The organism is Micromonospora sp. DT47 (assembly GCF_049844475.1).
Classification (GTDB): Bacteria; Actinomycetota; Actinomycetes; order Mycobacteriales; family Micromonosporaceae; genus Micromonospora.
Genome location: NZ_JBNCLC010000030.1, coordinates 29,968 through 55,963, shown reverse-complemented (window position 1 = coordinate 55,963; position 25,996 = coordinate 29,968). Strand labels below are relative to the sequence as shown.

Below are 25,996 nucleotides of genomic sequence, written 5' to 3'. Positions count from 1 at the left end.
CGACGATTCCGCCGCCAGCGTGCCACCGGTCACGGGACACGGCCGACACCAACCCCCAACCGGAACACCCGGACCGCCGTCATGCCCGACCCTCGACCACACTCCGGACCGACCCGCCCGACCGACGTGAAGACCCCACCGGGGCGGACGCCGGACATACCACCCACCCCCGACCTGACCCACTCACCCGTCCACCACAACCGACCGGGGTCCCCTCGCCCGCCGCGCCTTCGGCCGTGGACCAGGCAGGGTCCGGGCGACGCGGGCGGAGACCCGAGCAGGTCACGCCGACGCGAACCGGGCGCACGCCGTGGAGTGGCCTCAGTCCGCCTCCCGGCCCCAGGTCCCGCCGCGGTAGACGGTCCCCCGGTACACCCGTCCCTCGCCGGCCCGCGCCGACACCAACTCCAGCTCGTCGGCGGCGTCGGTGGTGCGGGCCCGGCGGGCGCTGCCCGCACTCGGGCCGCAGCCCTGTGTCGGGGCGTACGCGGTCCGGGGCGGCCGGGTCGAGGTGGGCGACCCCGTGGAGTTGGTCTGAGCCCGATCAGTCGCCGCCCCGCGACCGGGGCCAGGCGGCCAGCAGGTCCCGCAGGTCGGACGCGGTGTCGTCGTCGATCCGGTCCTGCTCGACCCCCTCGCTGATCTTCTCGGCCAGCTCGCGCAGCCGCTTGACCCGGTCCTTGGGCTTGCTCTCCACCAATTCCGACAGCTTGTCCCGCAGGTCCTCGGCAGTCTTCCGGTCGAGGTCGTCGGCCGCCTCCGCCCGGTCGAGCACGGCGGCGAAGTCGGCGGCGAGTTCGCGCGCGGTGCGGGGCGCGGGCCGCTCGCCGCGGGACGGCGCGGCGGTGGTCGGGTCGACGGTCGGCTCCGGCGCGGTGGTGCTGGGCTCGTCCTCCACCGGCGCGGCGGAGAACGGCGCGGCCGGGGTCCGCTCGGCGGCGGGATCGTCGTCGAGGGCGAGCACACCCACCAGGCCGACGATCAGCGCCATTCCGGCCGCGACCAGCACCCCCAGCATCCGGTTGGACCGCTGCGGCGCGACCCGGTTTCCCGGGCCGTGCCGCCCCGACGACAGCTCGGCAGAGGCGGGGGCGGCGGCACCGGGCGTCGGCGGCCGGGCCGCCGACCGGTCGACCAGGGTGGGCGGGTGCGCGGACGCCACCGTGGGCAGCGGCGCGGTGGCCGGTTCGACCGGCTGGCCGGCGCCGAACCGGGCGGCGAGCTGCCCGGCGGCGGGCCGGCGGGCCGGGTCGGCAGCCAGGCAGGCCAGGGTCAGCTCGGCGATGTCGGCGGGCAGGCCGGGAATCCGCAGCGGCGGCACCGGCGTGCGCCGGGCGTGCACCTCCAGCGCGTCCTCCCAGGTCTGCACGGGCAGCGGAGCCTGGCCGGTGAGGCTGCGGTAGAGCAGCGCGCCGAGGGCGTACACGTCGCTGGCCGGGTGTGGCGGGCCGGGCGTCATCCGCTCCGGGGCGAAGTAGGCGGGGGTGCCCATCATCAGTTCGCCGGACTGGCCGGCGAGCGGGGCGCGCGGGCCGGCCAGGGCGGCGATGCCGAAGTCGAGCACCTTGGCGCCGGTCTCGGTGAGCATGACGTTCGCCGGTTTCACGTCCCGGTGCACCACGCCGATCCGGTGCGCGGCAGCGAGCGCGGCCGCCACCTGCCCGGCGGTGCGCACGGCCTCCGGCCAGGCGAGCGGGCCGGCGGTGAGCCGGTCGGCCAGGCTGCGCCCCTCGACCAGCTCCATCACCAGGTACGGCACCACGGCGCCGCCGGGCAGCGGCGCCTCGCCGTAGTCGTACACCTGGGTGACGTGCGGGTGGGTGAGCCGGGCGGCGGCGCGCGCCTCGCGCTGGATGGTGGCGCGCAGCTCAGGGTCGGTGGCGAGCTGCGCCGCGAGGGCCTTGACCGCGACGGGACGGTGCAGGACCTCGTCGTCGGCGCGCCACACCTCGGACATCCCGCCGAGGCCGATGCGCTCGCGCAGGACGTACCGATCGTGCAGCCGCAGCGTGGGCGTGAACGGCGACATGGTGGTTCAGTCTGCCCGGTCGAGCCGGTCGGACACCAACCGTGGCGCCCTTTTGCTGCCCGCGTGTCGTCTATTGTCCCCGATTGTGGGGGTCGCCCGGGTGGCCGAGGCCACCCGGGCGGCGGTGGTCAGGACCGGCAGGGCGGAGCGGGCGCGGGGGCGGGCTCCATCAGGTCGGCGAGGCGGCGCAGGGCGCCGGCGGCGGCCAGCCGGGTGGGGGCGAGACGGTCGCGGCGGACCCGGTCGGGCCGGACCGGGGCGTCCGGCCGGGCCGAGTTGACGTGCCGGTGGACCGCGTCGAGGGCAAGGGTGAAGCCGGTGGGCTGTTCCATGGTCAACTCCTCTGAACGGGACGGGTGGAGGTGCGGACGACGAGTTCGGTGGGGAGCAGGACGTGCCCGGCGGCGGCGTCCGCCGGCGGGTCGAGCAGCAGTGCGGCCGCGATCCGGCCCTTCTCCTCGGCCGGCTGGCGGACGGTGGTGAGGCCGGCGGCGGCGGCGTCGGCGACGTCGTCGAAGCCGGTCACCGAGACGGTGGCGGCCCGCTCGCCGAGCGCGTCCAGGACGCCCAGGGCCAGCAGGTCGGAGCAGGCCAGCACCGCGGTCGGCGGGTCGTCGCCGGTGAACAGGTCGGCGACCGCCGCCGCCCCGGCCGCGCGACTGTTCCCGGTGGCGTTGAGCAGCGTGAGGTCGGCCCAGCCGACGCCGCTGGCGGCCAGCGCGTCGGCGAAGCCGGCGAGCCGCCCCCGGGTGGTGGGGTGCGGGGCGTCGTCGACCGTGGGCAGTCGCAACGGGCCGGGTGGCGCGTCCGGCAGGACGCTGTCGCCGAGCAGCGCCACCCGCCGGTGGCCGAGCCCGGCCACGTGCTCGGCGGCGGCCCGGGCGGCGGCCCGCTCGTCGATCCCGACGTACCGGTCGTCGCCGGCGTCGGGGCGCGGCGCGGTGGTGACGAACGGCAGGCCCCGGCCGCGGATGGTGTCGAGGGCCGAGCTCTCGTCGCCCACGCAGTAGACGCAGAAGCCGTCGACCGCCGCGTTCTCCACGGCCACCGTGGCCTGCGCCGTGTCCGGCGGCAGCGGTACGAGCAGCAGGCTGGTGCCGTGCCGCTCGGCCGCCCCGGCGACGCCGGCCAGGAAACGGACGGCGAACGGGTCGGTGAAGGCGTACGACAGCTGTGAGGTGAACAGGACGCCGATGGCGCCGACCACGCCCCGGCGCAGCGAACGGGCCGTGGGGTTCGGCCCCGGGTAGCCGAGCTGCCGAGCGGCCTCGAGGATGCGGGCACGCAGCGCGGCCGAGAGCTGGTCGGGGCGGCCGTAGGCGTTGGAGACGGTGCTGCGCGAGACACCCACCGCGGTCGCCACGTCCTGCAGGGTCGGCTTGGACGCCACCCGCCCCACCCCCTTCTGGATCGATTCAGTCTGGATCGATTCAGAGACTAGTTGACCGGTACCACCCCGGTCAACCGAAAAGGACGGGACGGCGAAAAGCGGCGCCAGCCGGAGCCGACGCCGCTTTCGGGCGACGCGCGGGTGCTGCCGCTACCCCGGGCGAGGGGTCACTGTGGGTAGAGCTCGTCGCGCAGCCGGGTGAGGATCTCCGGCGTCCGCTCCGGCGGCGCGGCCTCGACGCAGAGGCGTTCCATCGCCACCGCGTAGTAGTCCAGGTCCTCGCGCTTGTCCAGGTAGATCGCGCTGGTCAACTGCTCGATATAGACGATGTCGGGCAGGTCGTCGTCGCCGAAGCGCAGGATGGTGAAGGCGCCGCCCGCGGCGGCGTGTCCCCCGGCGTCGAACGGGATGATCTGCAACCGCACGTGCGGCGCCCGGGTGGCCTCGATCAGGGCGGTCAACTGCCCGCGCATCACCTCGGACCCGCCGACCGGCCGGCGCAGCGCGGCCTCGTCGACCACGGCCCAGAGCTGCGGCGGGTCGGCGCGGTGCAACAGCTGCTGGCGCTGCATCCGCAGCCCCACCCGCCGGTCGATCTCCTCGGCCGGGGCCTGCGGGTGTCCGAGCAGGACGACCGCGCGGGCGTACTCCCGGGTCTGCAGCAGGCCGGGGACGAACTGCACCTCGTAGGTGCGGATCATCGCGGCGGCGGCCTCCAGGCCGAGGTACGACTGGAACCAGCCGGGCAGCACGTCGCCGTAGTGGTGCCACCAGCCCGGGCTGTTGGCGTCCCGGGCCAGCTTGAGCAGTGCCGCGCGCTCGTCGGCGGCGGTGACGCCGTAGAGGGTGAGCAGATCGGCGACATCGCGCTCCTTGAAGCCGACCCGGCCCAGCTCCATCCGGCTGATCTTGGATTCGGAGGACCGGATCTCCCAGCCGGCGCCATCGCGGGTCACCCCGCTGGCCTCGCGCAGGCGGCGCAGCTGGGCGCCGAGCAGCATGCGCAGCACGGTCGGCCCGGCCGCCGGACCACCGTCGGCGGAAACCATCGTCACGTGCCGCCCCTCCGCGTACGCGCCCATGCCGGTCGCCTGGCCCCCGCCCGGCCGACGTGTAAGCATGCCATGGACCGACGGTGAGGTGAACTAGTCCGGACGGACGATCAGTCCCCTGGACGGGATCGAGTTCAGTCGATCAGGTGGTCGAAGTCCCCGTCCCGGGCGCCGAGGACAAAGGCCGCGACCTCGTCCACCGTGTAGATCAGGGCCGGACCCTCCGGGTGCCGCGAGTTGCGCACCGCGATGCCGGCGCCGCCGGGCAGTTCCGCCAGCTCTACGCAGTTGCCGCTGGGGTTGCTGCGCCGGCTCTTCTGCCACCGCAGCGGGGGCAGCTGGGTGGTCGGCACGCCGTTCTGAGGCTGCTGCATGGGGCGTCTTCCTGTGAGGAGCGTCCGGCGTCGCGAGTGGACGGTGCCGTGGCGGGAAGCGTTACGCGACGGGCGGATCGGGCCTTGCTGCACGTGCATCTGCTATTGCATCTGCATCGGACAGCGAGCATGATAACGCACGTGCGCGGTACCCATCCGTTCACTTTCGGTTACCTCACCCGGGCAGCCACCTGGGAAAACGACGGGCCGGCACGGCGCCGCCGGTCGTGCGCCGACGCCGCGAGGGAGGGCTCGTGCCGGATCCGCTGACCGTCGCGTCCGGCATCTCCGCGGCGGGGGCGCTGGCCTCGGTGTGGCAGCTGCGCCGCCGCGCGCTGCGGGCCGAGGCGAAGCTCGGCCAGCTCCAGGCCGAGCTTGCCGCCGAACGGCACGCGGCCAGCCACGATCCCCTCACCGGGCTGCCCAACCGTCGGGCCTTCTACCGGCTGGCCGCCACCCTGCTCACCGAGCCCGGCGGGCAGCCGCTGATCGCCGTGGTGCTCGACCTCAACGACTTCAAGCAGGTCAACGACCGCTACGGGCACGCCGCCGGGGACCAGGTGCTGATCAGCGTCGCCCAGCGGCTGGCCGCCTTCGCCGGGGACAACCTGGTGGCCCGGCTCGGCGGCGACGAGTTCGCCGGCCTGCTCAGCAGCCCGTCGGTCGACCGGCGCTGGATCGACCATGCCAGCCGCCGGCTCCGCGAGGCGATGGCCGCCCCGATCCCGCTCGGCGGTCGGACCGTGCGGATCACCGCCTCCGTCGGCCTCGCCCCGGTCACCGGCCCGACCCAGCTCGCCGAGGCGCTGTGCCGAGCAGACGCGGCGATGTACCGGGCCAAGGGCGTCGCCGGCCGCCGCTCACCCCGGCAGCTGCTCGACGCCACCCGCCTCGCGGAGCGCTGACTCAGCCCGCGGCGGAGGCGTCGAGCCGACCGAGGTCGCGCAGCGCCGACGCGGCGAGGGTGACCAGGCCGACCGGGGAGAGCAACCCGCGCACGATCCGCAGGGCGAAGACCCGCTCGGCGTCGGCGTACCCGGGGTCGAGGGCCTGCGCGGTCCAGCTGGAGATGTCGTCCAGCGCCCGGACGGTGAGGTGGTAGGCGAGCCGGACGGGATCGGGGTCGACCGGGCCGTACCCGGCGAAGAAGGCCGCCTGCTCGAGCGGGGTGACCGGGGCGAAGGCCAGCACCCCCGCCGTGACGAACATCAGGTCCCGCTCGCGCGGGGCGAGCACCGCGTCGTCCCAGTCGATCAGCCAGACCTCCGCGCCCGCGCCGAGCAGCAGGTTGCCCAGGTGCGGGTCGCCGTGACACACCACCGGGACGACCGGCCGGTCCCGCAGCTCGGCGCCGAGCGCGTCCGCCTCGGCCAGCAGCGCCGCCGCCAGGTCCGCCGCGCCACGCCACGCCTGGGCGGCGTCGCGGGCCACGTCGTCGGCGGCCCCGTCGGGCCCCGCCACCCGGCGGCCGGTCTCCTGCACGGCCGCCGCGACCGGCCGGTGGGCGTGGTCGTCGGCCGGCAGCAGCCGGGTCACGTCGTCGCTGACCGGGGTGGCGTGCACCGCGGCCAGCACCTCGCCGTACGCCCGCCAGTGGGCGGCCGCCATCCCGCCGTCGAGCGCCCGCCGGTCGGAGACCCACGGCACGACGGAGAGCCGCCGACCGTCCCGCCCGGCCCAGAGCGCGCCGTCCCGGGTGGTCATCGGCGCGGCGATCCCCGGCACCCCGCGCCCGGCCAGCCACGCCGACGCCACGAGCCCGGCCGGCGTGCCGCCGCCGCTCAGCTTCACCGCCCAGCGCGCCCCGTCGGCGGTGCCGCCGCACCAGAGCTCGGCCGCCTCGTCCGCGCCGAGATCCACCGGCTCCACCGACACGAGGTCGATGCCGAAGTCCTCACCGACCCGGTCCGCCACCCGCCTGCCCGCGTCGTCCACCGGCACACCATGCCACCGGGCCGGTCCGCCGGCGACTCCGTTTCCGCGTACCGTCGGCCAGGTCGGCGGCCGGGCGGGGAACGACGGTCAGCGCCAGCTGTAGCCGGCGCGCAGCGCCCGGCCGACCCGGTCGAACCGGCCCCGGTCCAGCACCGCCCCCTCGCGCCGGATGCTGTCCTCCCGCATGGTGAGCACCCGGTCGAGGCGGACCCAGCTGGGGCGGTTGTCCCGGTCCCAGGTTCCCGGTCCGAGCGCCAGCCAGTGCCGCTGGCCGTCCCGCTCGCTCTGGCTGGAAAGCATCAGACCGAACAGCGTGCGGCTCTGCCGGCCGACCACCAGCACCGGGCGGTCCTTGCCCTGCCGGGGGTCGTCCTCGTACGGCACCCAGGTCCAGACGATCTCGCCCGGGTCGGCCTGGCCGTCCAGCTCCGGGGCGTACGTCAGCTCCCGGCGCTGCAGGGCGCTGACCTGGCGCCGACGGGCCACCTGGGCCGGGATCGGGCCAGCCGTACGCCCCGGCGCGGTCGCGCCCCCGGTCACCCGGCCGAGCCGGGCGGCCACGTTCCTCAACAGACCTGCCACGGCCGGCAGCCTAGCGCCCCGCCGCCCGGACCGCCCTTCCCGGCCGGCGGCGGTCGACGATCGGCGCCGGATCGGACTGAACCGCCGAGGCGCGCGCCGGCCGCCGCGTGGTGGAATCGGCCTGCTCGCGGACCGTCGGAGGTGGGCTGATGACGTTCGAGGTACGCACCCGGAGCCTGCCCGACCGGCCGACCGCAGTCGGCTCGGCGGGCGCGTTCACGCTGGTCGTGGACCGGCCGGCCGACGCCGGCGGGCTGGGCCTGGGGTTCAACGGCGGGCAGTTGCTCTACCTGGCGGTCGCCGGCTGCGTCTCCAACGACCTGTTCCGCGAGGCGCTGACGGCCGGGATCGACCTGCGTCGGGTGGAGGTGACGGTCCGCGGCGACTTCGCCGGCGACCCGGCCGTCTCGACCGAGATCTCGTACGACGTGCGGGTCGAGGGCGACGCGCCAGCCGGGCGGCTGCGCGAGCTGGTCGACCGGGTGGACGCGATCGCCGAGATCCCCGGCTCGCTGCGCCAGGGCACGCCGGTCCGGCTGGGCCACGCGGACCTGATCGGCACCGACGCCTGACCGGCCCGGTCGAGCCGACGGAGCCTGCCCGGTCAGGCCGGGCGGCGGGCCAGCACCAGCGTGGTGCGCAGGTCCAGCGTCACCGTGCCGCCGAAACCGTCCACCGTGGCGCCGACCGCCGCCAGCACCCGGGCCCGCAGCTGCGGCGGGCGCTTGAGCTGCGGCGAGAAGGTGGCGACCAGCCGCTGGTAGGCCGAGGTGGAGAGCGGCACCGCCCGGCGGAAGGACACCGACCGGACGTCGCTGAAGAGCCCGCTGTCGGCGATGTCGGCGTGGAGCCAGTCCTCCGGGCGGTCCCGGTGCCGGACCGGGTCGGCCGACTCGAAGGCCGCCTCGATCGCCGCGGCCTGGGCCGGGTCGACGTAGGCGTACCGGTGGGCGAAGACGGCCAGGGTGCCGCCGGGGGTGAGCGCGTCGCGGGCCCGCCGGGTGCGGGTGGCCGGGTCCAGCCAGTGCCAGGCCATCGCACAGGCCAGCATCGGCACCCCGCCGGGCGGCGGCGGCCACTCCTCGAACGGGGACACCACCACGTCGACCTGCGGGAACTGGGCCGCCAGCACCTCGGCCATCCGCGGGTCCGGCTCGACGCAGGTCATCGGGGCGCCCAGCCCGACCAGCAGGGCGGTGGCGAGCCCGGTGCCGGCGCCCACCTCGACCAGCCGGGTCGGTGGCCCACCGTGATAGGCGAGGATGGCATCGGCGAGGGCGGCCGGATAGCCCGGTCGAGCCTCGTCGTAGCTGGCCGCCACCTCACCGAAGACGTCCGTCACGCCCCCATCCTGTCACCGGGCTGAGTCCGACGGGGGCGCGGGAAGGAGACCCATGATCGAGCTGCCGGACGACCTACCGGTCGTCGAACGCACCGCCGTCCGGCTGGTGGTCCGCGACCGGGACGACCGGATCCTGCTGTTCCACACCCGCGACCCGGAGCATCCCCGGCTGGGCACCTGGTGGGAGCTGCCCGGCGGCGGCATGGACCCGGGCGAGACGTACGCCGAGACGGCGGTGCGGGAGCTGCGCGAGGAGACCGGCATCGTGGTCACCGCGGACCGCCTGGGCCCGCCGTCCTGGCGCCGGCGGGCCAGCTTCATCCACCGGTGGCGGCGTCACGTCCAGGACGAGGTGGTGATGACGGTACGGCTCGACGTGCCCGGCCCGGACGTCGACGGCGCCCAGCGGCTCGACTACGAGGTGGAGGACTACTTCGGGTTCCGCTGGTGGGCGGCCGACGAGGTGGTGGCCAGCGGTGAGCGGTTCTACCCGGGCCGGCTGCCCGGGCTGCTCACCCCGTTCCTGGCCGGCGAGGAGATCGATGAGCCGTTCGAACTCTTCTCCTGACATGCCGACCGGGCCGACGGTGGGCACAGTTGAGGGCATGACGACGACCCCGTACGCCCCGCTGGCCCGGTACGCGGCCCGGTTGCACGCCGACATCGGCGACCGGCACCACGTCGCATCCCCGCTCGGCGCCTGGCTGCTGCTGGCGCTGGCCGCACCGGCCGCGGCCGGCCCGGTCCGCGCCGACCTCGACGACGTCCTCGGCACCGACGCCGACGCCGCGGCCGCGACGGCCGCCGCGCTGCTGGACCGGCCGCACCCGCTGGTGCCCGCCGCCACCGCCGTCTGGCACCGGCCCGGGTACGACACCGGGCTGGCCGACTGGCGGGCCGGGTTGCCCCGCGCGACGGCGACCGGCCCGCTGCCGGAGCAGGCGGAGCTGGACGCGTGGGCGCGGGAGCACACCCTGGGCCTGATCGAACGGTTCCCGCTGACCGTGTCGCCCCGGGTGGTGCTGGCGCTGGCCAGCGCCCTGGCGACCCGGATCTCCTGGGCCGACCCGTTCGACCTCGCCCCGGCCGGGGCGCTCGGCGCGGGCAGCGCCTGGGCCGGCCGGCTGGAGCAGGTGCTGCGTACCCCGGCGCGGGGGCACCGGGCCTGGATCGCGTCCGCCGGCGCGGCCGGCGACGTCGCGGTGCACCGGGCGTCGGCGGTGGAGCGCGACGGGGCCGGGCTGGCCGTGGTGTCGGTGGCCGCCGACCCGGGGGTGCCGCCGGCCGAGGTGCTGGCCGCCGCGTACGAGGTGAGCGGCGCGGCGATCGACGAGGACGCCGAGCCGGCCGGGCGCCGGTCGCTGTTCGACCTGCCGCTCGGCGAGGGGCCGCTCTGGACGCTGCGCGAGGAGCGGGCACCCACCCGGGCGCGGAACGGCCGGGAGGAGCGGCACAGCGCCGTGCTGCCCTGCTGGTCGGCGCGGGACGAGCACGACCTGACCGCGCCCGGTCTCGGCTTCCCGGCGGTGTCCCGGGCGCTGGCCGGGCTGCTCGGCGAGGCGGATCTGGGCGTGGAGGCGCGCCAGGCGGCGATGGCCCGCTACGGCCGGTACGGCTTCGAGGCGGCCGCGGTCACCGGCGCGTTCGCGCTGACCAGCATGCCGCCGGAGGGTCTCGTGCGGACCGCGGAGCTGCGCTTCGGCCACCCGTACGCGGTGGTCGCGGTGACCACCGACCGGCGCGGCGGCGGGACCGGGCCGTGGCACGGGGTGCCGGTCTTCTCGGCCTGGGTGGCCGAGCCGGAGGAGCCGGCGGAGACCGACCGGGCCGACCCGCCCGAGGCGTTCTGACCGCTGCGTCGACCGGGACGACGCGGGGACCTCCGGCGGTCGGAGGTCCCCGCGTGGTCGCCTCAGGCCGCGACCGGCTCCCGCTCCCCCTCCCGCGCCGCGGCCCGGGCGGCCAGTCGCCGCTGCCGCTCCTGCGCGCCGATCAGGTCGTCGGGCAGCGAGTCCGGCACCTCGATGTCGAACCGGCGCAGCATCCGGATCGCGAATCCGCCGAGGGTGATCAGGACCAGCGCCAGCCCGAAGCAGACGTACGCGAAGCCGATGCCGCGGCCCGGGCCGGTGCCGATCACCGCGCCCACCGACCCGGCGAGCGACCCGCCGGGGGCGAGCATCGGCTCGAACAGGGCGGTGGCCGCCGGCGCGAGCAGCGCGAACCCGATCGGCAGGGTGGACCAGGAGATGGTCTGGTTCAGGCTGAACACCCGGCCGTGGAAGCGCTGCGGCACCTTGACCTGCACGATGGTGGCGTAGATCGACTGCGCGGTGGTCATCGCCATGGCCAGCCAGAAGGCGCCCATGCAGATCATCGCCACCGAGGCGTCCAGGCCGATCAGCACGCAGCCGATGGCGGTGCCCAGGTTGCCGAGCAGCACGCCGATCATCCGCCGGTGGCGAGGGCCGCCCCAGAGCGACATCAGCACACCGCCGGCGACCGCGCCGAGCGCCTCGGCCAGGGCCACCTGCGCGACCTGGGTGGCGGTGCCGAAGGAGAGCACCAGCGGCGTGGTCAGCACCAGCGCGGGGGCGAGGAAGATGTTGCCCAGCGCGAAGTAGCCGAGCATCAGCCGGAAGCCCTTGTGCTGCCAGGAGTAGCGCAGCCCGTTGGCGATCGCCACCAGCAGCCGTTCCCGGGGCCGCCAACCCAGCAGGTCGGGGAAGCGGACCACGGCCAGGGTGAGCACCGCCACCAGGTAGCTCGCCACGTCGAGCAGCAGGATCCCCTTGAGCTGGATCGCGGCCAGCAGGCCGGCCGCGAAGACCGGCATCAGCAACATCGCGACACCGGTGGAGAGCTGGGTGATGCCCATCGCGTGGCCGAGGAAGCGCTTCGGCACCAGCTGCGGCACCGCGGACTGGAACGCGATCCGCTGGAACGACCCGGCGATCTGGCTCATCGCCACCAGGGCGTAGATGTGCCAGAGGACGAGGCTGTCCGTCCAGAGCAGCGCGGCGAGCACCAGCTGGATCGTCCCGGCGGTGCAGCTGGCGATCATCATGATCCGCCGCCGGCTGACCCGGTCGGTGATCGCGCCGGCCACCGGCAGCGTCAGCACGCCGCAGATCAACGCCAGGGCCCAGAGCAGGCCCAGGTCGGCCACCGACCCGGTCCGGGTGAACAGCCAGATCGGCAGGGCGAACGCGGTCAGCGCCGAACCGGTGCTGGAGACCAGCTGCCCGACGGTGACCGCGACGAACCGGGCCATGCTCGGCTTCACCACCGCCTGCTCCGCCCGGCCCTGGACGCCGATCCGCTGCCGGTCCGTCAGGGCCCAGCCGGCGTCCTCGCCGCGCGCCTGCGGGGTGAGCGCCGAGACGTCGCCGGCGACCACGTCCGGGTGGACCCGGGTGACGATCTCGGCCAGCTCCTCCGCGCGGTACTTGAGGAAGAAGTGCCCGGCCTGGTCGAGCACCACCAGGCCGAGGGTGTCGCTGAGGAACTGCCACTCCGCGTACCGCTCGGTGTGGTAGTCGGTGACGGGGTCCTCGGAGCCGACCACCGAGATGATCGGGGTGCGCAGCTTCGCCGCGCCCCGGTCCAGCAGGCCGGTGAAGTACTCCTCCGAGGCGCGGGAGTCGGCCCGCATGTTGCTGATGATCCGGTCGGCCTGCTCCGGGTCCAGCTCGTCGGTGTCCACGCCCATCGACTTGAGCCAGCTGGCGTAGTGCCGGTTGCTGCGCAGCCGCTCCAGCCGGTTGCGCAGTGCCGCGAACGCGCCCTTCGGGCGGGCGAACGGGAACATTGCCCCGATGTAGAGCGCTTCCAGGGCCCGGCCGGCCGCTTCGACCTTGCGGGCCACCTCGGCGACGATCGCGCTGCCCACGCCGCAGTGGCCATAGAGCGCGAGCGGGCCCTCCACCCGTTCCAGGATCTCCTCGGCGACCCGGCTGGTGAGCTCGTCGAAGGGAAGGGCGTCCTCGGAGAGGCCGACGTCGTGGCCGGGGATCGCCAGGGACCAGAGGGCGTGGCCGTCGGGCAGCGCGTCGGCCAGCGGCTGGTAGACGATGGCGCTGCCGCCGCCGTACGGGACGCAGACGTAGGTGAGCACCCGCTGGGCGGCCGGGATCGGCCTGGTCAGCTCGTAGAGCAGCCGGCGCGGGCCCTCCTCGCCGGCGACGCCGGACATGAACGCCGCCAGCTCGCGGATGGTCCGCTGCTGGAACAGGTCCATCACGCCGACCGCCCGGCCGCCGTGCTCCGCCTTGCGGATCTTCGCCACCACCTGGGTGGCGAGCATGGAGTGCCCGCCCAGGTCGAAGAAGTCGTCGTCGATGCCGAGCGTCGGCACGCCCAGCACCTCCGACCAGATCCCCGCGAGCAGCCGCTCGGTGTCGTCGCGCGGCTCGACCAGCGCCACCGACGCCTCGCGGGTGACCACCGGGGCGGGCAGCGCCGCGCGGTCGAGCTTGCCGTTCGGGGTGAGCGGGAGGGCGCCGAGGGTGACGAAGGCCGCCGGCACCATGTACTCCGGCAGGGTCTCCTTCAGCGCCGCCTTCAACGCCGCGTGCTCGGCCGCCCCCACCAGGTAGGCGGTGAGTCGCTTGTCGCCCGGGGAGTCCTCCCGGACGACCACCGCCGCCTCGGCCACCTCCGGCTGCTCGCGCAGCGCGGTCTCGATCTCGCCCAGCTCGATCCGCAGGCCGCGCAGCTTGACCTGGTGGTCGATCCGGCCGAGGAACTCGATGACGCCGTCCGGCCGGCCGGCCACGTCGCCGCCGCCCCGGCCGGCCGGGTCGGCGCTCCCCGCCGTCGGGCCGGTCGCCGTGGCCGCCGGCCCGGCCGGGCCCGCGGGTACGCCGGCAGCCGCCCCGGCCGCCGCCGGCGCGACCACCCAGCGGGCCAGGTCGCCGGTGCGGTAGAGCCGGGCGCCGGGCTCGCCGCCGAACGGGTCCGGCACGAACCGCTCGGCGGTCAGCGCCGGCCGACGGTGGTAGCCGCGGGCCAGTCCGACACCGCCGATGTGCAGCTCGCCGGCCACCCCGACCGGGCACGGGTTGCCCCGGGCGTCCAGCACGTGCAGCCGCAGGTTGCCGATCGGCGCGCCGATCGGCACGCCGGTCAGCCCGGCCAGCACGGCCGGGTCACAGTGCCAGGAACTGACGTCGATGGCCGCCTCGGTCGGGCCGTACAGGTTGTGCAGGCCGCACCAGGGCAGCCGGGCGGTGAAGTCCACCGCCGTGGGCAGTGGCAGCTCCTCGCCGGAGCAGATCACCCGGCGCAGCGCGGTCGCCGCCTCGATCCCGTCCTCGGCGAGGAAGACGGTCAGCATCGACGGGACGAAGTGGGCGGTGGTGATCCGCTCGGCGACCAGCAGGTCGCGCAGGTAGCCGGCGTCCTTGTGCCCGCCGGGCCGGGCCAGCACCAGCCGGGCGCCCTCGCGCAGCGGCCAGAAGAACTCCCACACCGACACGTCGAAGCTGGCCGGGGTCTTCTGCAGCACCGCGTCGTCGGCGCCGAGCCGGTAGGTCTTCTGCATCCAATCGAGCCGGTTGACGATGCCCCGGTGGGTGTTCGGCACCCCCTTCGGCCGGCCGGTGGAGCCGGAGGTGTAGATGACGTACGCCAGGTGCTCCGGGCCCGCCGTCGGGGCCGGGTCGGCGGTGGGCCGGTCGGCCCAGACGCTGGCGTCGTCCAGGGCCAGCACCGACGCGCCGGTCTCCGGCAGCACGTCGCGCAGGTGCTGCTGCACCAGCACCACCGGGGCGTCGGCGTCGGCGACCATGAACGCCAGCCGGTCGGCCGGGTACTCCGGGTCCAGCGGCAGGTAGGCGCCGCCGGCCTTGAGCACGCCGAGCAGCCCGGCGACCAGCTCGACCGACCGTTCGGCGCAGACCCCGACCAGGACCTCCGGCCCGACGCCGGCCGTGCGGAGCCGGTGCGCGATCCGGTTGGCGGCGGCGTTCAGCTCGGCGTACGTCGTCGATCGGCCGTCGATGGTGACCGCGACGGCGTCCGGGGTACGGGCGGCCCGCTCCTCGATCGGCCCGTGCAGGGTCTCGGCGGCCGGGAAGGCGGCGGCGGTGTCGTTCCAGCCGGCCAGCAGTTCCCGCTCGGCGGCCGGGAGCAGGTCCAGCGCGGAGACCGGGGTGTCGGGGGCGGCGACGACCGAGCGCAGCAGGGTGGTCCACCGCCGGGCCATCCGCTCGACGGTGTCCCGGGTGAACAGGTCGGTGTTGAAGACCAGCTTCCCCCAGAGCCCGTCCGGCACCTCCACGGCGTGCAGCTCGAAGTCGAACCGGGTGGCCCGCAGCTCCATCGGGGTCCAGTCGAACGTCACGCCCGCGGCGTCGGAGACCCCGGCGAACCGCCCCATCTCGTAGTTCTGCAGCACGAACATGGCCTGGAACACCGGCGACCGGCTGACGTCGCGGGGCAGGCCCAGCTCGTGGACCACCTTCGCGAACGGCACCTCGGCATGCTCGAAGCCGTCCAGCACGCCGCGCCGGGTGCGCTCCAGCAGCTCGGTGAAGGTCGGGTCGCCAGCCAGGTCGGCGCGGAGCGGCAGCATGTTGATGAACATGCCGACCACGTTCTCCAGCTCCGGCGCGGACCGGCCGGCGACCGAGGCGCCGACGGCGAAGTCGTCCTGCCCGGCGTGCCGGGCCAGCAGCACCTGGTACGCGGCGAGCAGCGTCATGAACAGGGTGCCCCCGGCGGCCCGGGTGAGCGCGGCGAGCCGGTTGGTGACCTCCCGGTCCACGGTGAACTCGACGAAGTCGCCCCGATGGGTCTGGGTGGCCGGGCGGGGCAGGTCCAGCGGCAGCTCCAGCGGGGTGATCCCGGCCAGCCGCTGCTTCCAGTGGTCGACGTGCGCGCGGGCCTGCGGCCCGTCCAGTTCCCGCGCCTCCCAGCACGCGAAGTCCCCGTACTGGATCGGCAGGGTGGGCAGCTCACCGCCCCCGTAGAGGGTGATCAGGTCGCGCAGCAGCACGTCCACCGACCAGCCGTCGCCGACGATGTGGTGCTTGCTCAGGAAGAGCACGTGGTCGTCGGGGGCGAGCCGGACCAGCAGGGCGCGCAGCAGCGGGCCGTCGGCCAGGTCGAAAGGCTCGGCCGCGGCCGCGTCGACGAGCGCCTGCGCGGCCGCCTCGTCGGGCGCGTCCACGATGGTCAGCGGCACCTCGACGGTGTCCGCGACGACCACGGTGGGCCGGCCGTCGGCGTCGGCCGGGAACCGGGTGCGCAGCGACTCGTGCCGGGCGGTCAGCGCGGCCAGGGCGGCGCGCAGCGCCGTGACGTCGAGCGGTCCGCGCACCCGCAGCGGCACGGCGATGTGGTACGCCGCCTCGCCCGGCGCGAGCTGGTCCATGAACCAGACCCGCTCCTGGGCGTAGGACAGCGGCACCTCGGCGCCGGTCGGCCGGGGGGTGATCCGCGACCCGGCGGCGGACCGGCGTTGGCGCAGTCGCTTCGCGATCAACGCCTGCCGGGCCGCCTCCCGGGCCGGATCCTTCAGGTCCGTCATCAGCTGGTTCCCTCGTCCGCCGCCAGCAGCGCGGCGACCTCGGTGTCGGAGAGCCCGTCGAGCTCGGCGGCGATCAGGCCTTCGATCTGGGCGGCCAGGTCGGCCACCACCGGGTTGCCGAACAGCGCCCGCATCGGCAGTTCGACGTCCACCTCGGCGCGGATCCGGGCCATCGCCCGCATGCCGCGCAGCGAGTTGCCGCCCAGGGCGAAGAAGTCGTCCAGCGCGCCGACCTTGTCCACCCGCAGGATGTCGGCGTACACCTCGGCCACCAGGGTCTCGGCGTCGGTGCGCGGCGGGACGTAGCCGTCGGTCGCCACGGTGTCCGGCGGGGCCGGCAGGGCGGCCCGGTCCAGCTTGCCGTTCGGGGTCAGCGGCAGCGCGTCGAGCCGGACGAACGCGGCCGGCACCAGGTGGGCGGGCAGCTCCCGGGCCAGCGCGGCGGTGAACGCCGCGGGGTCGGCGGCGCCGACCAGGTAGCCGATCAGCGCCGGCTCCCCCGAGTCGGCGCGGACGGCCACGGCCGCCTCGCGGACCTCGGGGTGGGCCAGCATCGCCGCCTCGATCTCGCCCAGCTCGATGCGCATGCCGCGCACCTTGACCTGGTCGTCGCGGCGGCCCAGGTAGTCCAGCGTGCCGTCGGCGCGCCACCGGGCCAGGTCCCCGGTGCGGTACATCCGCTGCCCCGGCGGGCCGTACGGGCATGGCAGGAAGCGCTCGGCGGTGAGACCGGGCCGGCGCAGGTAACCGCGGGCCAGCTGGGCGCCGGCGACGTACAGCTCACCGACCACGCCCCGCGGCACCGGCTGGAACGCGGCGTCGAGCAGGTACGCCCGGGTACCGGCGGCGGGCCGGCCGATCGGCACCGGGCCGGCGGCCACCGGCTCCCCCGGCGCGATCCGGGCGGCCACGCAGCCGACGGTCGCCTCGGTCGGGCCGTACTCGTTGATGATCGCCACGTCCGGGTGCGTGGCCCGCCAGCTCTCCAGCTGCTCGCCGCTGAGCGCCTCGCCGCCGATCACCAGGTCGGTGGTCGGGGAGAGGTCGGCGTTGAGCAGCGGCAGGTGGCTCGGGGTGACCTTGAGGAAGGTCGGCGGCCCGCCCACCCGGGCGGCCGGGGAGTCGATCGCGGCCAGCCGGACGGTGCCGCCGGCGGTGAGCGGGCCGAGCAGGCCGGTGACGGTGAGGTCGAAGGAGACCGGCGAGTGCAGCAGCGCCGTGCCGGCCAGCCCCGGGTAGGTGTCCCGGGCCCAGGCCAGGTAGGCGGTCACCGCCCGGTGCTCCACCACCACGCCCTTCGGCCGGCCGGTGGAGCCGGAGGTGTGGAGCACGTACGCCGGGTGCTCCGGACGCAGCGGTGCCGTCCGGTCGGCGTCGGTCAGGTCGGCGTCGGCGCGGTCGGCGCCGACCTCCCCGTCGAGCACGAGCGCGCCCGCCGGCACCAGCGCGGCGGTCTCCGGCAGCGCGAGGACCAGCGCCGGCTCGGCGTCCTCCAGCAGGTAGGCGATCCGTCCGGTCGGGTAGGCGGTGTCCACGGGTACGTACGCCGCGCCGCACTTGAGCACCGCGACGATCGCCACCACCAGCTCCGGCGAGCGGGGCAGCGCCAGCGCTACCCGGGTCTCCGGGCCGGCGCCGCGGGCCACCAGCACCCGGGCGAGCCGGTTGGCGGCGGCGTTCAGCTCCGCGTAGGTCAGCGTGACGCCGTCGTAGACCAGGGCGGTGGCGTCCGGGGTGGCGGTGGCCTGCCGCTGCACCTCGTCGACCACGGTGGACGGTGGGCCGGCCGCCTCGCCGCCGACCCAGGCGCCCAGGACGAGGTCCCGCTCGGCGTCGTCGAGCAGCGGCAGCTCCGAGACGCGCCGGTCCGGGGCGGCGACGGCCGCGGTGAGCAGCCGGAGGTACCGGGCGAGCACTGCCTCGGCGGTGGCCCGGTCGAACAGCTCGGTGCGGTACACCAGCCGGCCGTCCGTGGTGGTGATGTCGAAGGCCAGGTCGTCCTTGGTGGTGCCCAGCTCCACCGGGTCCAGCCCGGAGTCGGGAATGAAGTTCAGCGCGGTCTGGAAGATCGGCTGCACCGACGGGTCGCGGTGCGGGGCGATTGCGTCGACGATCCGCTGGAACGGGGTCTGCCCGTGCTCCATCGCGTCCACCAGGCCGTCGCGGACCCGGTCGAGCAGCGTGCCGAAGGTCGGGTCGCCGGCGACGTCGCAGCGCAGCGCCACCGGGTTGACGAACATGCCGATCAGCGGGGTCAGCTCGGGGGTGTCCCGGCCGGCGGTCGAGACGCCGACCACCACGTCGCCGCCGCCGGAGATCCGGGACAGCAGTGCGGTGAACGCGGCCAGCAGCACCATGTACGGGGTGGCGGTGGCGTCGACGGCGAGCCGACCGATCCGGTCGAACAGCCCGTCGGGGAGCGTGAAGTGCACCTCGTCGCCGGCGAAGCCGAGCTGCGCCGGGCGGGGGCGGTCCAGCGGCAGGCCGGTCACCGGCGGCGCCCCGGCCAGGTGGCCGGTCCAGAAGGCGAGCTGCCGGTCCAGCTCCGCGCCGGTCAGCTGGCCGCGCTGCCAGACCGCGAAGTCGGCGTACTGGATGGGCAGCTCGGGCACGTCGGCGGGCCCGCCGGTCAGCGCGGCCCGGCTGAACGCGGCCAGTTCGGAGGTGAACAGCACCGCCGAGTGGCTGTCGAAGACGGCGTGGTGCACCACGAAGACCAGCGCCCAGATGTCGTCGAGCCGGACCAGCCGGGCCCGCCACAGCGGCGGGGCGTCCAGCGGAATCGGCGTCCGGGCCAGCTCGGTGCGCAGGGCGATGAAGCGCGCGGACCGCTCCTGCTCCGGCAGGCCGCTCAGGTCCTCGGTGGGCAGTCGGACCGGCTGGTGGGCGCGGACCACCTGCACCAGCGTGCCGTCGTCGACCCGCAGGTGGGTGCGGAGCGCCTCGTGCCGGGCGACGACCTGGTCGAACACCTCGTTGGCGGCGTCAGCGTCCAGCCCGGCCGGGAACGGCCACGGGTTGGAGACGTTGTAGACCGGCGAGCCGGCGTCGAGCTGGTTGGCCAGCCACACCCGTTCCTGGGCGAACGAGGCCGGGAAGGTCCACTCGCGTACGTCGCTCATGACGCGGCCTCACGTACCGAGCGGGGACGCATGTCGGTCCAGACGGTGTCGATGTGCGCGAGGCACTCCTCGCGGGCGCCGGCGAAGCCGCCGTCGTACCAGCCCGCGGGGAGTTCCCGGTCGGCCGACCAGATCGAGTACTGCTCCTCGTCGTTGCGCACGACCAGGAATCGGGGTTCGGCCATCAGTTCGCTCCGTTGCTCTCGGGGGTGTGCGGTTCGGCCATCGCGACGGCGATCCGGCGGGGGCCGGTGAACGGCTCCCGGCCGTGCGCGGCGGTCATGTTGTCGACCACCACCACGTCGTCGCGCCGGTAGTCGAAGCGGACGCTGGCCGCCCGGTACGCGGCCCGCAGGTGGTCCATCACGTCGGCCGGGATCTCGCCGCCGTCGCCGTAGTAGGTGTTCGCCGGCAGCCCCTCGGCGCCGAACATGTCGAGCAGCCCCTCCTGGTAGTCCTTCGGCAGGCTGCTCACGTGGAAGAAGGTGGCGTGGTTGAACCAGCGCGGGGTGTCCGAGCCGGGCCGGTGGTGCACCACGTCCCGCACCGCCCGGGTCCGCAGCCCGTGCCGGCCAATCCACTCCAGACCGATCCGGTTCGCCGCCGCGTACGCCTCGACCTCGGCGCGGTCCTCGGTGTCGAACACGTCCTGCCAGCGGGCGCCGAAATCGGCATGGAAGTTGCGGACCAACATCCAGCGCCGCCGGACGAACTCCTCGCGGACGGACGGGTCGATCCCCTCGTACACCCGGCGGACGTCGGCCAGCGGGGTGGCGCCGAGGGTGTCCGGCGGGGTGATGCAGTAGAAGAACAGCGTCAGCGGCCAGCGCGCCTGGTACGAGTTCTCGTTGTGCAGGAAGATCTCCTCGTCCGGCGGGTAGTCGGTCGAGGTGTAGACCTTCCCCTTGATGGCGTGCCGGGGCGACGAGCGCTCGGTGTAGGTCAGCGGCTCGCCGGAGAGGCTGCGGACGACCCGGTCGAAGCCGTCCACCCCGCCGACGTCGAAGCCGCGGAAGAGCAGCCCGCCGTGTTCGGCCAGGGTGGCGCGCAGCTCGACGCGGCGGGCGTCGATGAGGTCGGTCAGTGTTCTGCCGTCGTTCTCGATGACCACCGGCAGCGTGGCGATCGTGTCGCTCATGTGCTCTGTTCTCCTGTCCTTCGTCGTCACGTGCGAGGCAGTCGCGGGATGGTGGGGGCGGCCGGTTCCTCGGCGCCGGCCGCGGCCCGCAGCTCCTCGATCCGGGCGGCCAGGCCGGCGACGGTGGGGGTCTCGAAGAGGCTGCGCATCGGCAGCCGGACCCCGGTCGCCTTGCGCATCGCGGCGATCAGCTGCACCGCGACCAGCGAGTTGCCGCCGAGGGCGAAGAAGTCGTCGTCCACGCCGACCACCGGTACGCCGAGACCGTCCCGCCAGACCTGCGCGATGGTCGCCTCCAGCTCGGTGCCCGGCGCCGCCGAGCCACCGCCGGCGGTGACCGGCGCGGACACCGCCGGCTCGGTCTCCGTCTCCAGGCTGCCGGTGGTCACCCGGCCGGCCCGCCGCCGGATGTCCTCGACGGCGCGGGTGGTGATCACCACCTGCGCGCCGAGGCCCGCGGTGAGGCTGCGGCGGAACGCCTCGGCGCCGTCCACCGGCCGGATGTCCTCGGTCGGGCCGGTGGGCGCGACCTCGGCGGTCGGGCCGGGGGCGGAGTCGGTCAGCCCGCCGGTCACCGCGCCCTGGTCGACCCGGCGCAGCACGAAGTCGCTGATCGCGACGATCTCCCGCCCCTCGTCGTCGACCAGGGTCAGGTCGGCGGAGACCACCTCGTCGGTGCCGCCGTCGTGGTGCCGCAGGTGGCTGAGGAACCGCTGCGGCAGCGGCGCGCGCACCACGATCCGCCCGTACGACAGCGGCAGGTAGGCGCCCGACCCCTGCCCCCGGCCGAACGCGGTCGCCACGTCGAGCAGCGCCGGGTGCAGCCCCCAGGCCGGCAGGTCGCCGACCACCTCGGCGGGCGCCTCGATCCGGGCCACCTCCTCCCCGGCGGCCAGGTGGTGGGCGGCCAGGGCGTGCCAGCGCGACCCGAAGGTCAGCATGCTGGTGCGGCCCCGGCCGAACGACGAGTCGTCGTCCACCCGGCGGGCGTCGGCCACCACACCGGCCAGGTCGGCGGCCGGCGCGGCCGGTTCGGCGGTCCAGCCGGCCGAACCCCGGACGTGGGTACGCAGCTGACCGGCGGCGAGGCTCTGCACGACGAAGTCCGTCGACCCGTCCTCGGCGGTGCTCAGCGCCACCCGGTACTGCGCCACCGAGCCGTCCGGCACCGAGAACGGCTCCAGGAAGGCCACGTCGCGCAGCTCCACGGCGGCGCCCTCGGCGGGCGGGGGCAGCGCGGCGGCCACCGCGGCGCGGATCGACTCCAGATGGGCGGTGCCCGGCACCACCGGCACCCCGCCGATCCGGTGCTCGTCGAGCATCCAGTGGGTGCTCGCGGAGACCAGGCCGTGCAGCACGGTGCCCTCCGGCCCGGTGACCTTGGCGGTGAGCACCGGGTGGTCGACGGCGGTGGTGACCGAGTCCCGGGTCAGCGCCCGGAAGCCGGCCGGGGCGCTGCTCTCCGCGGCCATGCCCACCTCGGCCCAGCCGCCCCAGTTCTGCGACACCACCGGCGCCCGGAAGCCGGCCCCGGCCCGCGCGTACGCGTCGAGGAAGCTGTTGGCCGCGCAGTAGTCGACCTGGCCGAAGCCGCCGATCACCGCGGTGATCGAGGAGCAGAGCACCACGAAGTCAAGCGGCAGGTCGCCGAAGACCTGGGCGAGGGCGAGGGTGCCGGCGAGCTTCGGGGCGAGGACCCGCTCCGCCTCCGCCCGCTCCTTGACCTCGGCCATGCCGCCACCGGGCAGACCGGCGGCGTGCACGATGCCGTCGAGCCCGCCGAACTCGGCCTCCACCGTGGCGCGTACCCGGCGCAGGTCGGCCGGGTCGGTGACGTCGGCGGCGAGCACCAGCACCTGGGCGCCGGCCGCCTCCATCCGGCGGATCGCGGCGATCGCCCGGCCGGCCCGGTCGGTCGGCGCGCCGCCGTGCACCGCGAGGTGGTCGTCCCACTGCTCGCGCGGGGGCAGGCCGGAGCGGGCCAGCAGCACCAGCTTCGCCCGGGACCGCCGGGCGAAGTCCTCGGCGAGGGTGATGCCGATGCCGCCCAGGCCGCCGGTGACGAGGTAGCGGCCGCCCTCGCGCAGGGCGCCGGGCTCGCCCTCGGCGTCGACGGTGACCTGCTCGTACCCGGTGACCCAGCGCCGGTCGCGGCGCAGCGTCACCTCGATGTGCTCCGGGTCGACCGGTGCCCGCAGCTCGGCCACCAGCGCCGCGTCCGTATCGGCGTCGACCAGCCGGACGGTCAGGCCGGGCAGCTCGACCGGCAGCACCCGGGCCAGGCCCGCCAGGGTGGCGTGCTCCGGGCGGGCCAGGTCGTCGCCACGCACGTCGCCGATGCCGGCCGTGACCAGGTCCAGGGTGAGCGTCCGCTCCTCGGCGGTCAGCCCGGCGCCGGCGAGCGCCTGGGCCAGGTGCAACGCGCTGAAGAAGCCCCGGTCCTGCGCCGCCCACGCTGCGGAGACGTCGGCGCCGGTGGGCTCGCCGTCCAGGGTGAACGCGTGCACCAACCGGTCCGGTACGTCGTCGGCGCCGAGCGCGGCGACCAGGGCGTCGTAGTCCTCGCGCGCGCCGGGGCGCAGCCGCCAGCCGCCGTCGACCTCCTCGAACCGCTCTCCCGGGCGGACCTCGACCGGCTCGTCCCCGGCGGCGCGCAGCGCGGTCAGCAGCGCCTCACCGCGCGGACCGTCGACCAGGACCAGGCAGCGGCCGAGCGGGGCGACCCGGGACCGCGGCGCGGCCTGCCGCCAGACCGGCACCGCGAACCACTCCGGCAGCGGCCGGGGTCCGGTCTGCGCCGGCGCGGCGGCCACCTGCTCCACCGGGTCCGGGTCGACCCAGTAGCGGCGGCGCTCGAAGGGGTACGTGGGCAGCGGCACCCGGCGGGCGTGCGAGTCGGCGCCGAGCCGCACGGCGATCCCGGCGCACCAGAGGGCGCCGGCGGTGCCGAGCAGGGTGGCCAGGTCGCCGGTCGGCTCGCCCGGCCCGGGCAGGCTGCCCAGCGGGACCAGCGCCCGCTGCGCCGGGGAGCCCTTGGCGACCTGCATCCGGGCCAGGTTCGCCAGCTGCCGGCCGGGGCCGCACTCGACCAGCGCCCAGGTGCCCTCGGCGAGCAGCGTGGCCACGCCGGCGCCGAACCGCACCGGCTGGCGCAGGTGGGCGGCCCAGTACGCCGGGTCGGTGGCCTGCGCGTCGGTGATCCAGGTGCCGGAGACGTTGGACAGGAACGGGATCGCCGGCGGGCACAGGGTCACCGACGCCATCAGCGCGGTGAACTCGACGAGGATCGGCTCCATCATCGGCGAGTGGAACGCGTGCGAGGTGCGCAGCGCCTTGCTCTTGACGGTGAGCGAGTCGGCGAAGGCGGCGACCGCGTCCGGTGCGCCGGCCACCACGCAGGTGCCGGGCCCGTTGACGGTGGCGACGGAGACGCCGTCGGGCAGCTGCCCGGCGACCACCGACTCGTCCAACGGGACGGCCAGCATCGCGCCGGGCGGCATCGACTGCATCAGCCGGCCGCGCGCGGCGACCAGCCGCAGCGCGTCGGGCAGGGTGAGCACCCCGGCGACGGTGGCGGCGACGTACTCGCCGATCGAGTGGCCGATCATGGCGGCCGGCCGCACCCCGGCCCGCTGCCAGAGCGTGGCCAGGGCGTACTCGACGACGAAGAGGGCGGGCTGGGTGTAGCGGGTCTCGGTGAGCTGCGCTCCCGCCTCCGGGGCCCGGCCGAGGATCAGGTCGCGGATGTCCAGGCCCAGCTCGGGGCGGAGCAGCTCGGCGCACTCGTCGACAACGGCCGCGAAGCCCGGCTCGTCGGCGTAGAGCTGGGCGCCCATCCCGGCGTACTGCGAGCCCTGACCGGAGAAGAGGAAGGCCACCCGGGGGGCCGGACCGTCCACGACGCCGCTCTGCCGGCGGCGCCGCGTCCGCAGCGCGGCCACCGCGTCGGGCAGGTCGGTGGCGACCACGGCGATCCGGTGCGGGTACTCCTGCCGACCGACCCGCAGGGTGTGCGCGACGTCGGCGAGCAGGTCCGGCCCGCCGTCGGTGGTGCCGGCCAGGTGCTCGGCGAGGCCCAGCACGGCGGTGTCCAGCGCGGTGGCGGTCTTCGCCGAGACGTGCAGCAGCTGCGCCGGATGGACCCGCCGGTCGGTCCGGTACGCCGCCGGCGCCTCCTCGAGCACCACGTGCGCGTTGGTGCCGCCGATGCCGAACGAGCTGACCCCGGCCCGGCGCGGACCGCTGCCGGTGTCCCACTTGGTGAGGGTGTTCGCCACGTAGAACGGGGTCTCGGCGAACTCGATCGCCGGGTTCGGCGTCTCGTAGTTGATGGTCGGCGGGATCAGCCCGTGCTCCATCGCCAGCACCGTCTTGATCACGCCGACGATGCCGGAGGGCTGGCTGAGGTGGCCGATGTTGGACTTCACCGACCCGATGCCGCACCAGCCCCGGTCGTCGGTGTCCTTCGTGTAGACCGCGGTGAGGGCGGCCACCTCGATCGGGTCGCCCATCGCGGTGCCGGTGCCGTGCGCCTCGACGTAGCTGATGGTCCGCGGGTCGATCCCGGCCATCCCGACGGCCTGGGCGATCGCCTCGATCTGACCGTCCATGCTGGGCGCGGTGAAGCCGACCTTGCCGGCGCCGTCGTTGTTGATCGCGTTGCCGAGCACCACCGCGCGGATCGCGTCGCCGTCGGCGATCGCGTCGGAGAGCCGCTTGAGCAGGGTGACGCCGACGCCGCTGCCCCACACGGTGCCGTTGGCGGCGGCGTCGAACGGCCGGCACCGGCCGTCCGGCGAGGTGAAGCCGTCCATGCCGAGGTACCCGGCGTGCGGCAGCTCGATGTTGACCCCGCCGGCGAGCGCCATGTCGCACTCGCCGTTGCGCAGCGCCTCACAGGCCAGGTGGAAGGCGACCAGCGAGGTGGAGCAGGCGGTGTGCACGGTCAGGCTCGGCCCCCGCAGGTCCAGTCGGTACGACACGTTGGTCGCCACGTAGTTCGGCGAGTTGCCGGTGGCGACGGAGACCGTGCCGTGCGGGTTGCCGCCGATCCGCTTGTTGCGCAGCACGTGCCGGTTCAGGTAGATGGTGCCGCCGGTGCCGGCGTACACGCCGATCGCGCCGTCGTAGCGGCCCGGGTCGTACCCGGCGTCCTGCAGCGCGGTGTAGCAGGTCTCCAGGAACAGCCGGTGCTGCGGGTCGGTGGTCTCCGCCTCGCGGGCGGTCATCCCGAACAGCTCGGCGTCGAACTCGTCGTAGCCGTCCACCAGCGGCGCCCGGTCGACCCAGCCGGGGTCGTCCACCTCCTCCACGCTGACGCCCCGGGCGAGCTGCTGCTCGCGGCTGAGTTCGGTGACCGACTCGACGCCGTCGACCAGGTTGCGCCAGAACTGCCGCAGGTCGGCCGCGCAGGGCAGGCGGGCGGCCAGGCCGACGATCGCGATCGGCTCGATGCCGTCGTCGGCGGGGCGGTCGGCGTCCATCGCGTTGTCCATTCC

General features: G+C 75.3%; 17 protein-coding genes. 4 read left to right on the top strand and 13 right to left on the bottom strand.

Annotated elements, in window-relative coordinates:
• Positions 1 to 544: 544 nt before the first annotated feature.
• The 5 genes from ACLQ2U_RS29385 to ACLQ2U_RS29365 form a co-directional block, all read right to left on the bottom strand.
• Positions 545 to 2,029, bottom strand: coding sequence for a serine/threonine-protein kinase (locus ACLQ2U_RS29385; protein ID WP_425754149.1), 1,485 nt, complete (start codon positions 2,027 to 2,029; stop codon positions 545 to 547).
• Positions 2,030 to 2,157: 128 nt separating this feature from the next.
• Positions 2,158 to 2,361: a hypothetical protein gene (locus tag ACLQ2U_RS29380; protein WP_425754148.1), complete on the bottom strand. Its 204-nt coding sequence runs from the start codon at positions 2,359 to 2,361 to the stop codon at positions 2,158 to 2,160.
• A 2-nt stretch (positions 2,362 to 2,363) separates the two neighbouring features.
• Positions 2,364 to 3,419, bottom strand: a complete 1,056-nt coding sequence (locus tag ACLQ2U_RS29375) for a LacI family DNA-binding transcriptional regulator (RefSeq protein ID WP_425754147.1) — start codon at positions 3,417 to 3,419, stop codon at positions 2,364 to 2,366.
• A gap of 167 nt (positions 3,420 to 3,586) precedes the next feature.
• Entirely contained in the window at positions 3,587 to 4,420 is an 834-nt protein-coding gene (locus tag ACLQ2U_RS29370) for a helix-turn-helix domain-containing protein (protein ID WP_425754151.1), read from the bottom strand.
• Positions 4,421 to 4,605: 185 nt separating this feature from the next.
• Positions 4,606 to 4,845, bottom strand: coding sequence for a DUF397 domain-containing protein (locus ACLQ2U_RS29365; RefSeq protein ID WP_425754146.1), 240 nt, complete (start codon positions 4,843 to 4,845; stop codon positions 4,606 to 4,608).
• Positions 4,846 to 5,099: 254 nt separating this feature from the next.
• Here ACLQ2U_RS29365 and ACLQ2U_RS29360 point away from each other — a divergent pair, with 254 nt between their 5' ends.
• A complete protein-coding gene (locus ACLQ2U_RS29360) occupies positions 5,100 to 5,750 on the top strand; it encodes a GGDEF domain-containing protein (RefSeq protein WP_425754145.1) in 651 nt (216 codons plus the stop codon).
• Position 5,751: 1 nt separating this feature from the next.
• Here ACLQ2U_RS29360 and ACLQ2U_RS29355 read toward each other — a convergent pair whose 3' ends face one another.
• Positions 5,752 to 6,780: a phosphotransferase gene (locus ACLQ2U_RS29355; RefSeq protein ID WP_425754144.1), complete on the bottom strand. Its 1,029-nt coding sequence runs from the start codon at positions 6,778 to 6,780 to the stop codon at positions 5,752 to 5,754.
• An 87-nt stretch (positions 6,781 to 6,867) separates the two neighbouring features.
• Complete coding sequence (locus ACLQ2U_RS29350) at positions 6,868 to 7,362, bottom strand: type II toxin-antitoxin system PemK/MazF family toxin (protein ID WP_425754143.1); 495 nt, start codon at positions 7,360 to 7,362, stop codon at positions 6,868 to 6,870.
• A 149-nt stretch (positions 7,363 to 7,511) separates the two neighbouring features.
• On the opposite strand from ACLQ2U_RS29350, the gene ACLQ2U_RS29345 reads away from it, so the two are divergent.
• Positions 7,512 to 7,934: an OsmC family protein gene (locus ACLQ2U_RS29345; protein ID WP_425754142.1), complete on the top strand. Its 423-nt coding sequence runs from the start codon at positions 7,512 to 7,514 to the stop codon at positions 7,932 to 7,934.
• Positions 7,935 to 7,966: 32 nt separating this feature from the next.
• Here ACLQ2U_RS29345 and ACLQ2U_RS29340 read toward each other — a convergent pair whose 3' ends face one another.
• The gene (locus ACLQ2U_RS29340) at positions 7,967 to 8,704 is read right to left on the bottom strand and encodes a class I SAM-dependent methyltransferase (protein ID WP_425754141.1); all 738 of its coding nucleotides are present in this window, start codon (positions 8,702 to 8,704) and stop codon (positions 7,967 to 7,969) included.
• A gap of 52 nt (positions 8,705 to 8,756) precedes the next feature.
• Between ACLQ2U_RS29340 and ACLQ2U_RS29335 the strand changes: the two genes are divergently transcribed.
• A complete protein-coding gene (locus tag ACLQ2U_RS29335; protein ID WP_425754140.1) occupies positions 8,757 to 9,272 on the top strand; it encodes an NUDIX hydrolase in 516 nt (171 codons plus the stop codon).
• Positions 9,273 to 9,309: 37 nt separating this feature from the next.
• Positions 9,310 to 10,554, top strand: coding sequence for a hypothetical protein (locus tag ACLQ2U_RS29330; protein ID WP_425754139.1), 1,245 nt, complete (start codon positions 9,310 to 9,312; stop codon positions 10,552 to 10,554).
• 62 nt (positions 10,555 to 10,616) lie between these two features.
• On the opposite strand, the gene ACLQ2U_RS29325 is transcribed toward ACLQ2U_RS29330, so the two are convergent.
• From ACLQ2U_RS29325 to ACLQ2U_RS29305, 5 genes are read right to left on the bottom strand one after another with little or no spacing between them, the layout of a single operon-like run.
• Complete coding sequence (locus tag ACLQ2U_RS29325; protein WP_425754138.1) at positions 10,617 to 16,238, bottom strand: amino acid adenylation domain-containing protein; 5,622 nt, start codon at positions 16,236 to 16,238, stop codon at positions 10,617 to 10,619.
• On the bottom strand, positions 16,238 to 19,360 hold the full coding sequence (locus ACLQ2U_RS29320) for a non-ribosomal peptide synthetase (RefSeq protein ID WP_425754137.1): 3,123 nt from the start codon (positions 19,358 to 19,360) through the stop codon (positions 16,238 to 16,240). Before ACLQ2U_RS29320 ends, ACLQ2U_RS29325 begins: the two co-directional genes overlap by 1 nt.
• Positions 19,357 to 19,545, bottom strand: a complete 189-nt coding sequence (locus ACLQ2U_RS29315; RefSeq protein ID WP_425754136.1) for an MbtH family protein — start codon at positions 19,543 to 19,545, stop codon at positions 19,357 to 19,359. The genes ACLQ2U_RS29320 and ACLQ2U_RS29315 overlap by 4 nt, the downstream gene beginning before the upstream one ends.
• The gene (locus ACLQ2U_RS29310) at positions 19,545 to 20,498 is read right to left on the bottom strand and encodes a TauD/TfdA family dioxygenase (RefSeq protein ID WP_425754135.1); all 954 of its coding nucleotides are present in this window, start codon (positions 20,496 to 20,498) and stop codon (positions 19,545 to 19,547) included. The genes ACLQ2U_RS29315 and ACLQ2U_RS29310 overlap by 1 nt, the downstream gene beginning before the upstream one ends.
• A gap of 26 nt (positions 20,499 to 20,524) precedes the next feature.
• Complete coding sequence (locus tag ACLQ2U_RS29305; protein WP_425754134.1) at positions 20,525 to 25,993, bottom strand: SDR family NAD(P)-dependent oxidoreductase; 5,469 nt, start codon at positions 25,991 to 25,993, stop codon at positions 20,525 to 20,527.
• Positions 25,994 to 25,996: the final 3 nt, after the last annotated feature.

Bases quoted from the DNA above. Each gene is read 5' to 3' on its own strand.
- ACLQ2U_RS29385 (WP_425754149.1), bottom strand. From the start codon at position 2,029: ATGTCGCCGTTCACGCCCACGCTGCGGCTGCACGATCGGTACGTCCTG.
- ACLQ2U_RS29380 (WP_425754148.1), bottom strand. From the start codon at position 2,361: ATGGAACAGCCCACCGGCTTCACCCTTGCCCTCGACGCGGTCCACCGG.
- ACLQ2U_RS29370 (WP_425754151.1), bottom strand. From the start codon at position 4,420: ATGCTGCTCGGCGCCCAGCTGCGCCGCCTGCGCGAGGCCAGCGGGGTG.
- ACLQ2U_RS29365 (WP_425754146.1), bottom strand. From the start codon at position 4,845: ATGCAGCAGCCTCAGAACGGCGTGCCGACCACCCAGCTGCCCCCGCTG.
- ACLQ2U_RS29345 (WP_425754142.1), top strand. From the start codon at position 7,512: ATGACGTTCGAGGTACGCACCCGGAGCCTGCCCGACCGGCCGACCGCA.
- ACLQ2U_RS29335 (WP_425754140.1), top strand. From the start codon at position 8,757: ATGATCGAGCTGCCGGACGACCTACCGGTCGTCGAACGCACCGCCGTC.
- ACLQ2U_RS29330 (WP_425754139.1), top strand. From the start codon at position 9,310: ATGACGACGACCCCGTACGCCCCGCTGGCCCGGTACGCGGCCCGGTTG.
- ACLQ2U_RS29325 (WP_425754138.1), bottom strand. From the start codon at position 16,238: ATGACGGACCTGAAGGATCCGGCCCGGGAGGCGGCCCGGCAGGCGTTG.
- ACLQ2U_RS29320 (WP_425754137.1), bottom strand. From the start codon at position 19,360: ATGAGCGACGTACGCGAGTGGACCTTCCCGGCCTCGTTCGCCCAGGAA.
- ACLQ2U_RS29315 (WP_425754136.1), bottom strand. From the start codon at position 19,545: ATGGCCGAACCCCGATTCCTGGTCGTGCGCAACGACGAGGAGCAGTAC.
- ACLQ2U_RS29310 (WP_425754135.1), bottom strand. From the start codon at position 20,498: ATGAGCGACACGATCGCCACGCTGCCGGTGGTCATCGAGAACGACGGC.
- ACLQ2U_RS29305 (WP_425754134.1), bottom strand. From the start codon at position 25,993: ATGGACAACGCGATGGACGCCGACCGCCCCGCCGACGACGGCATCGAG.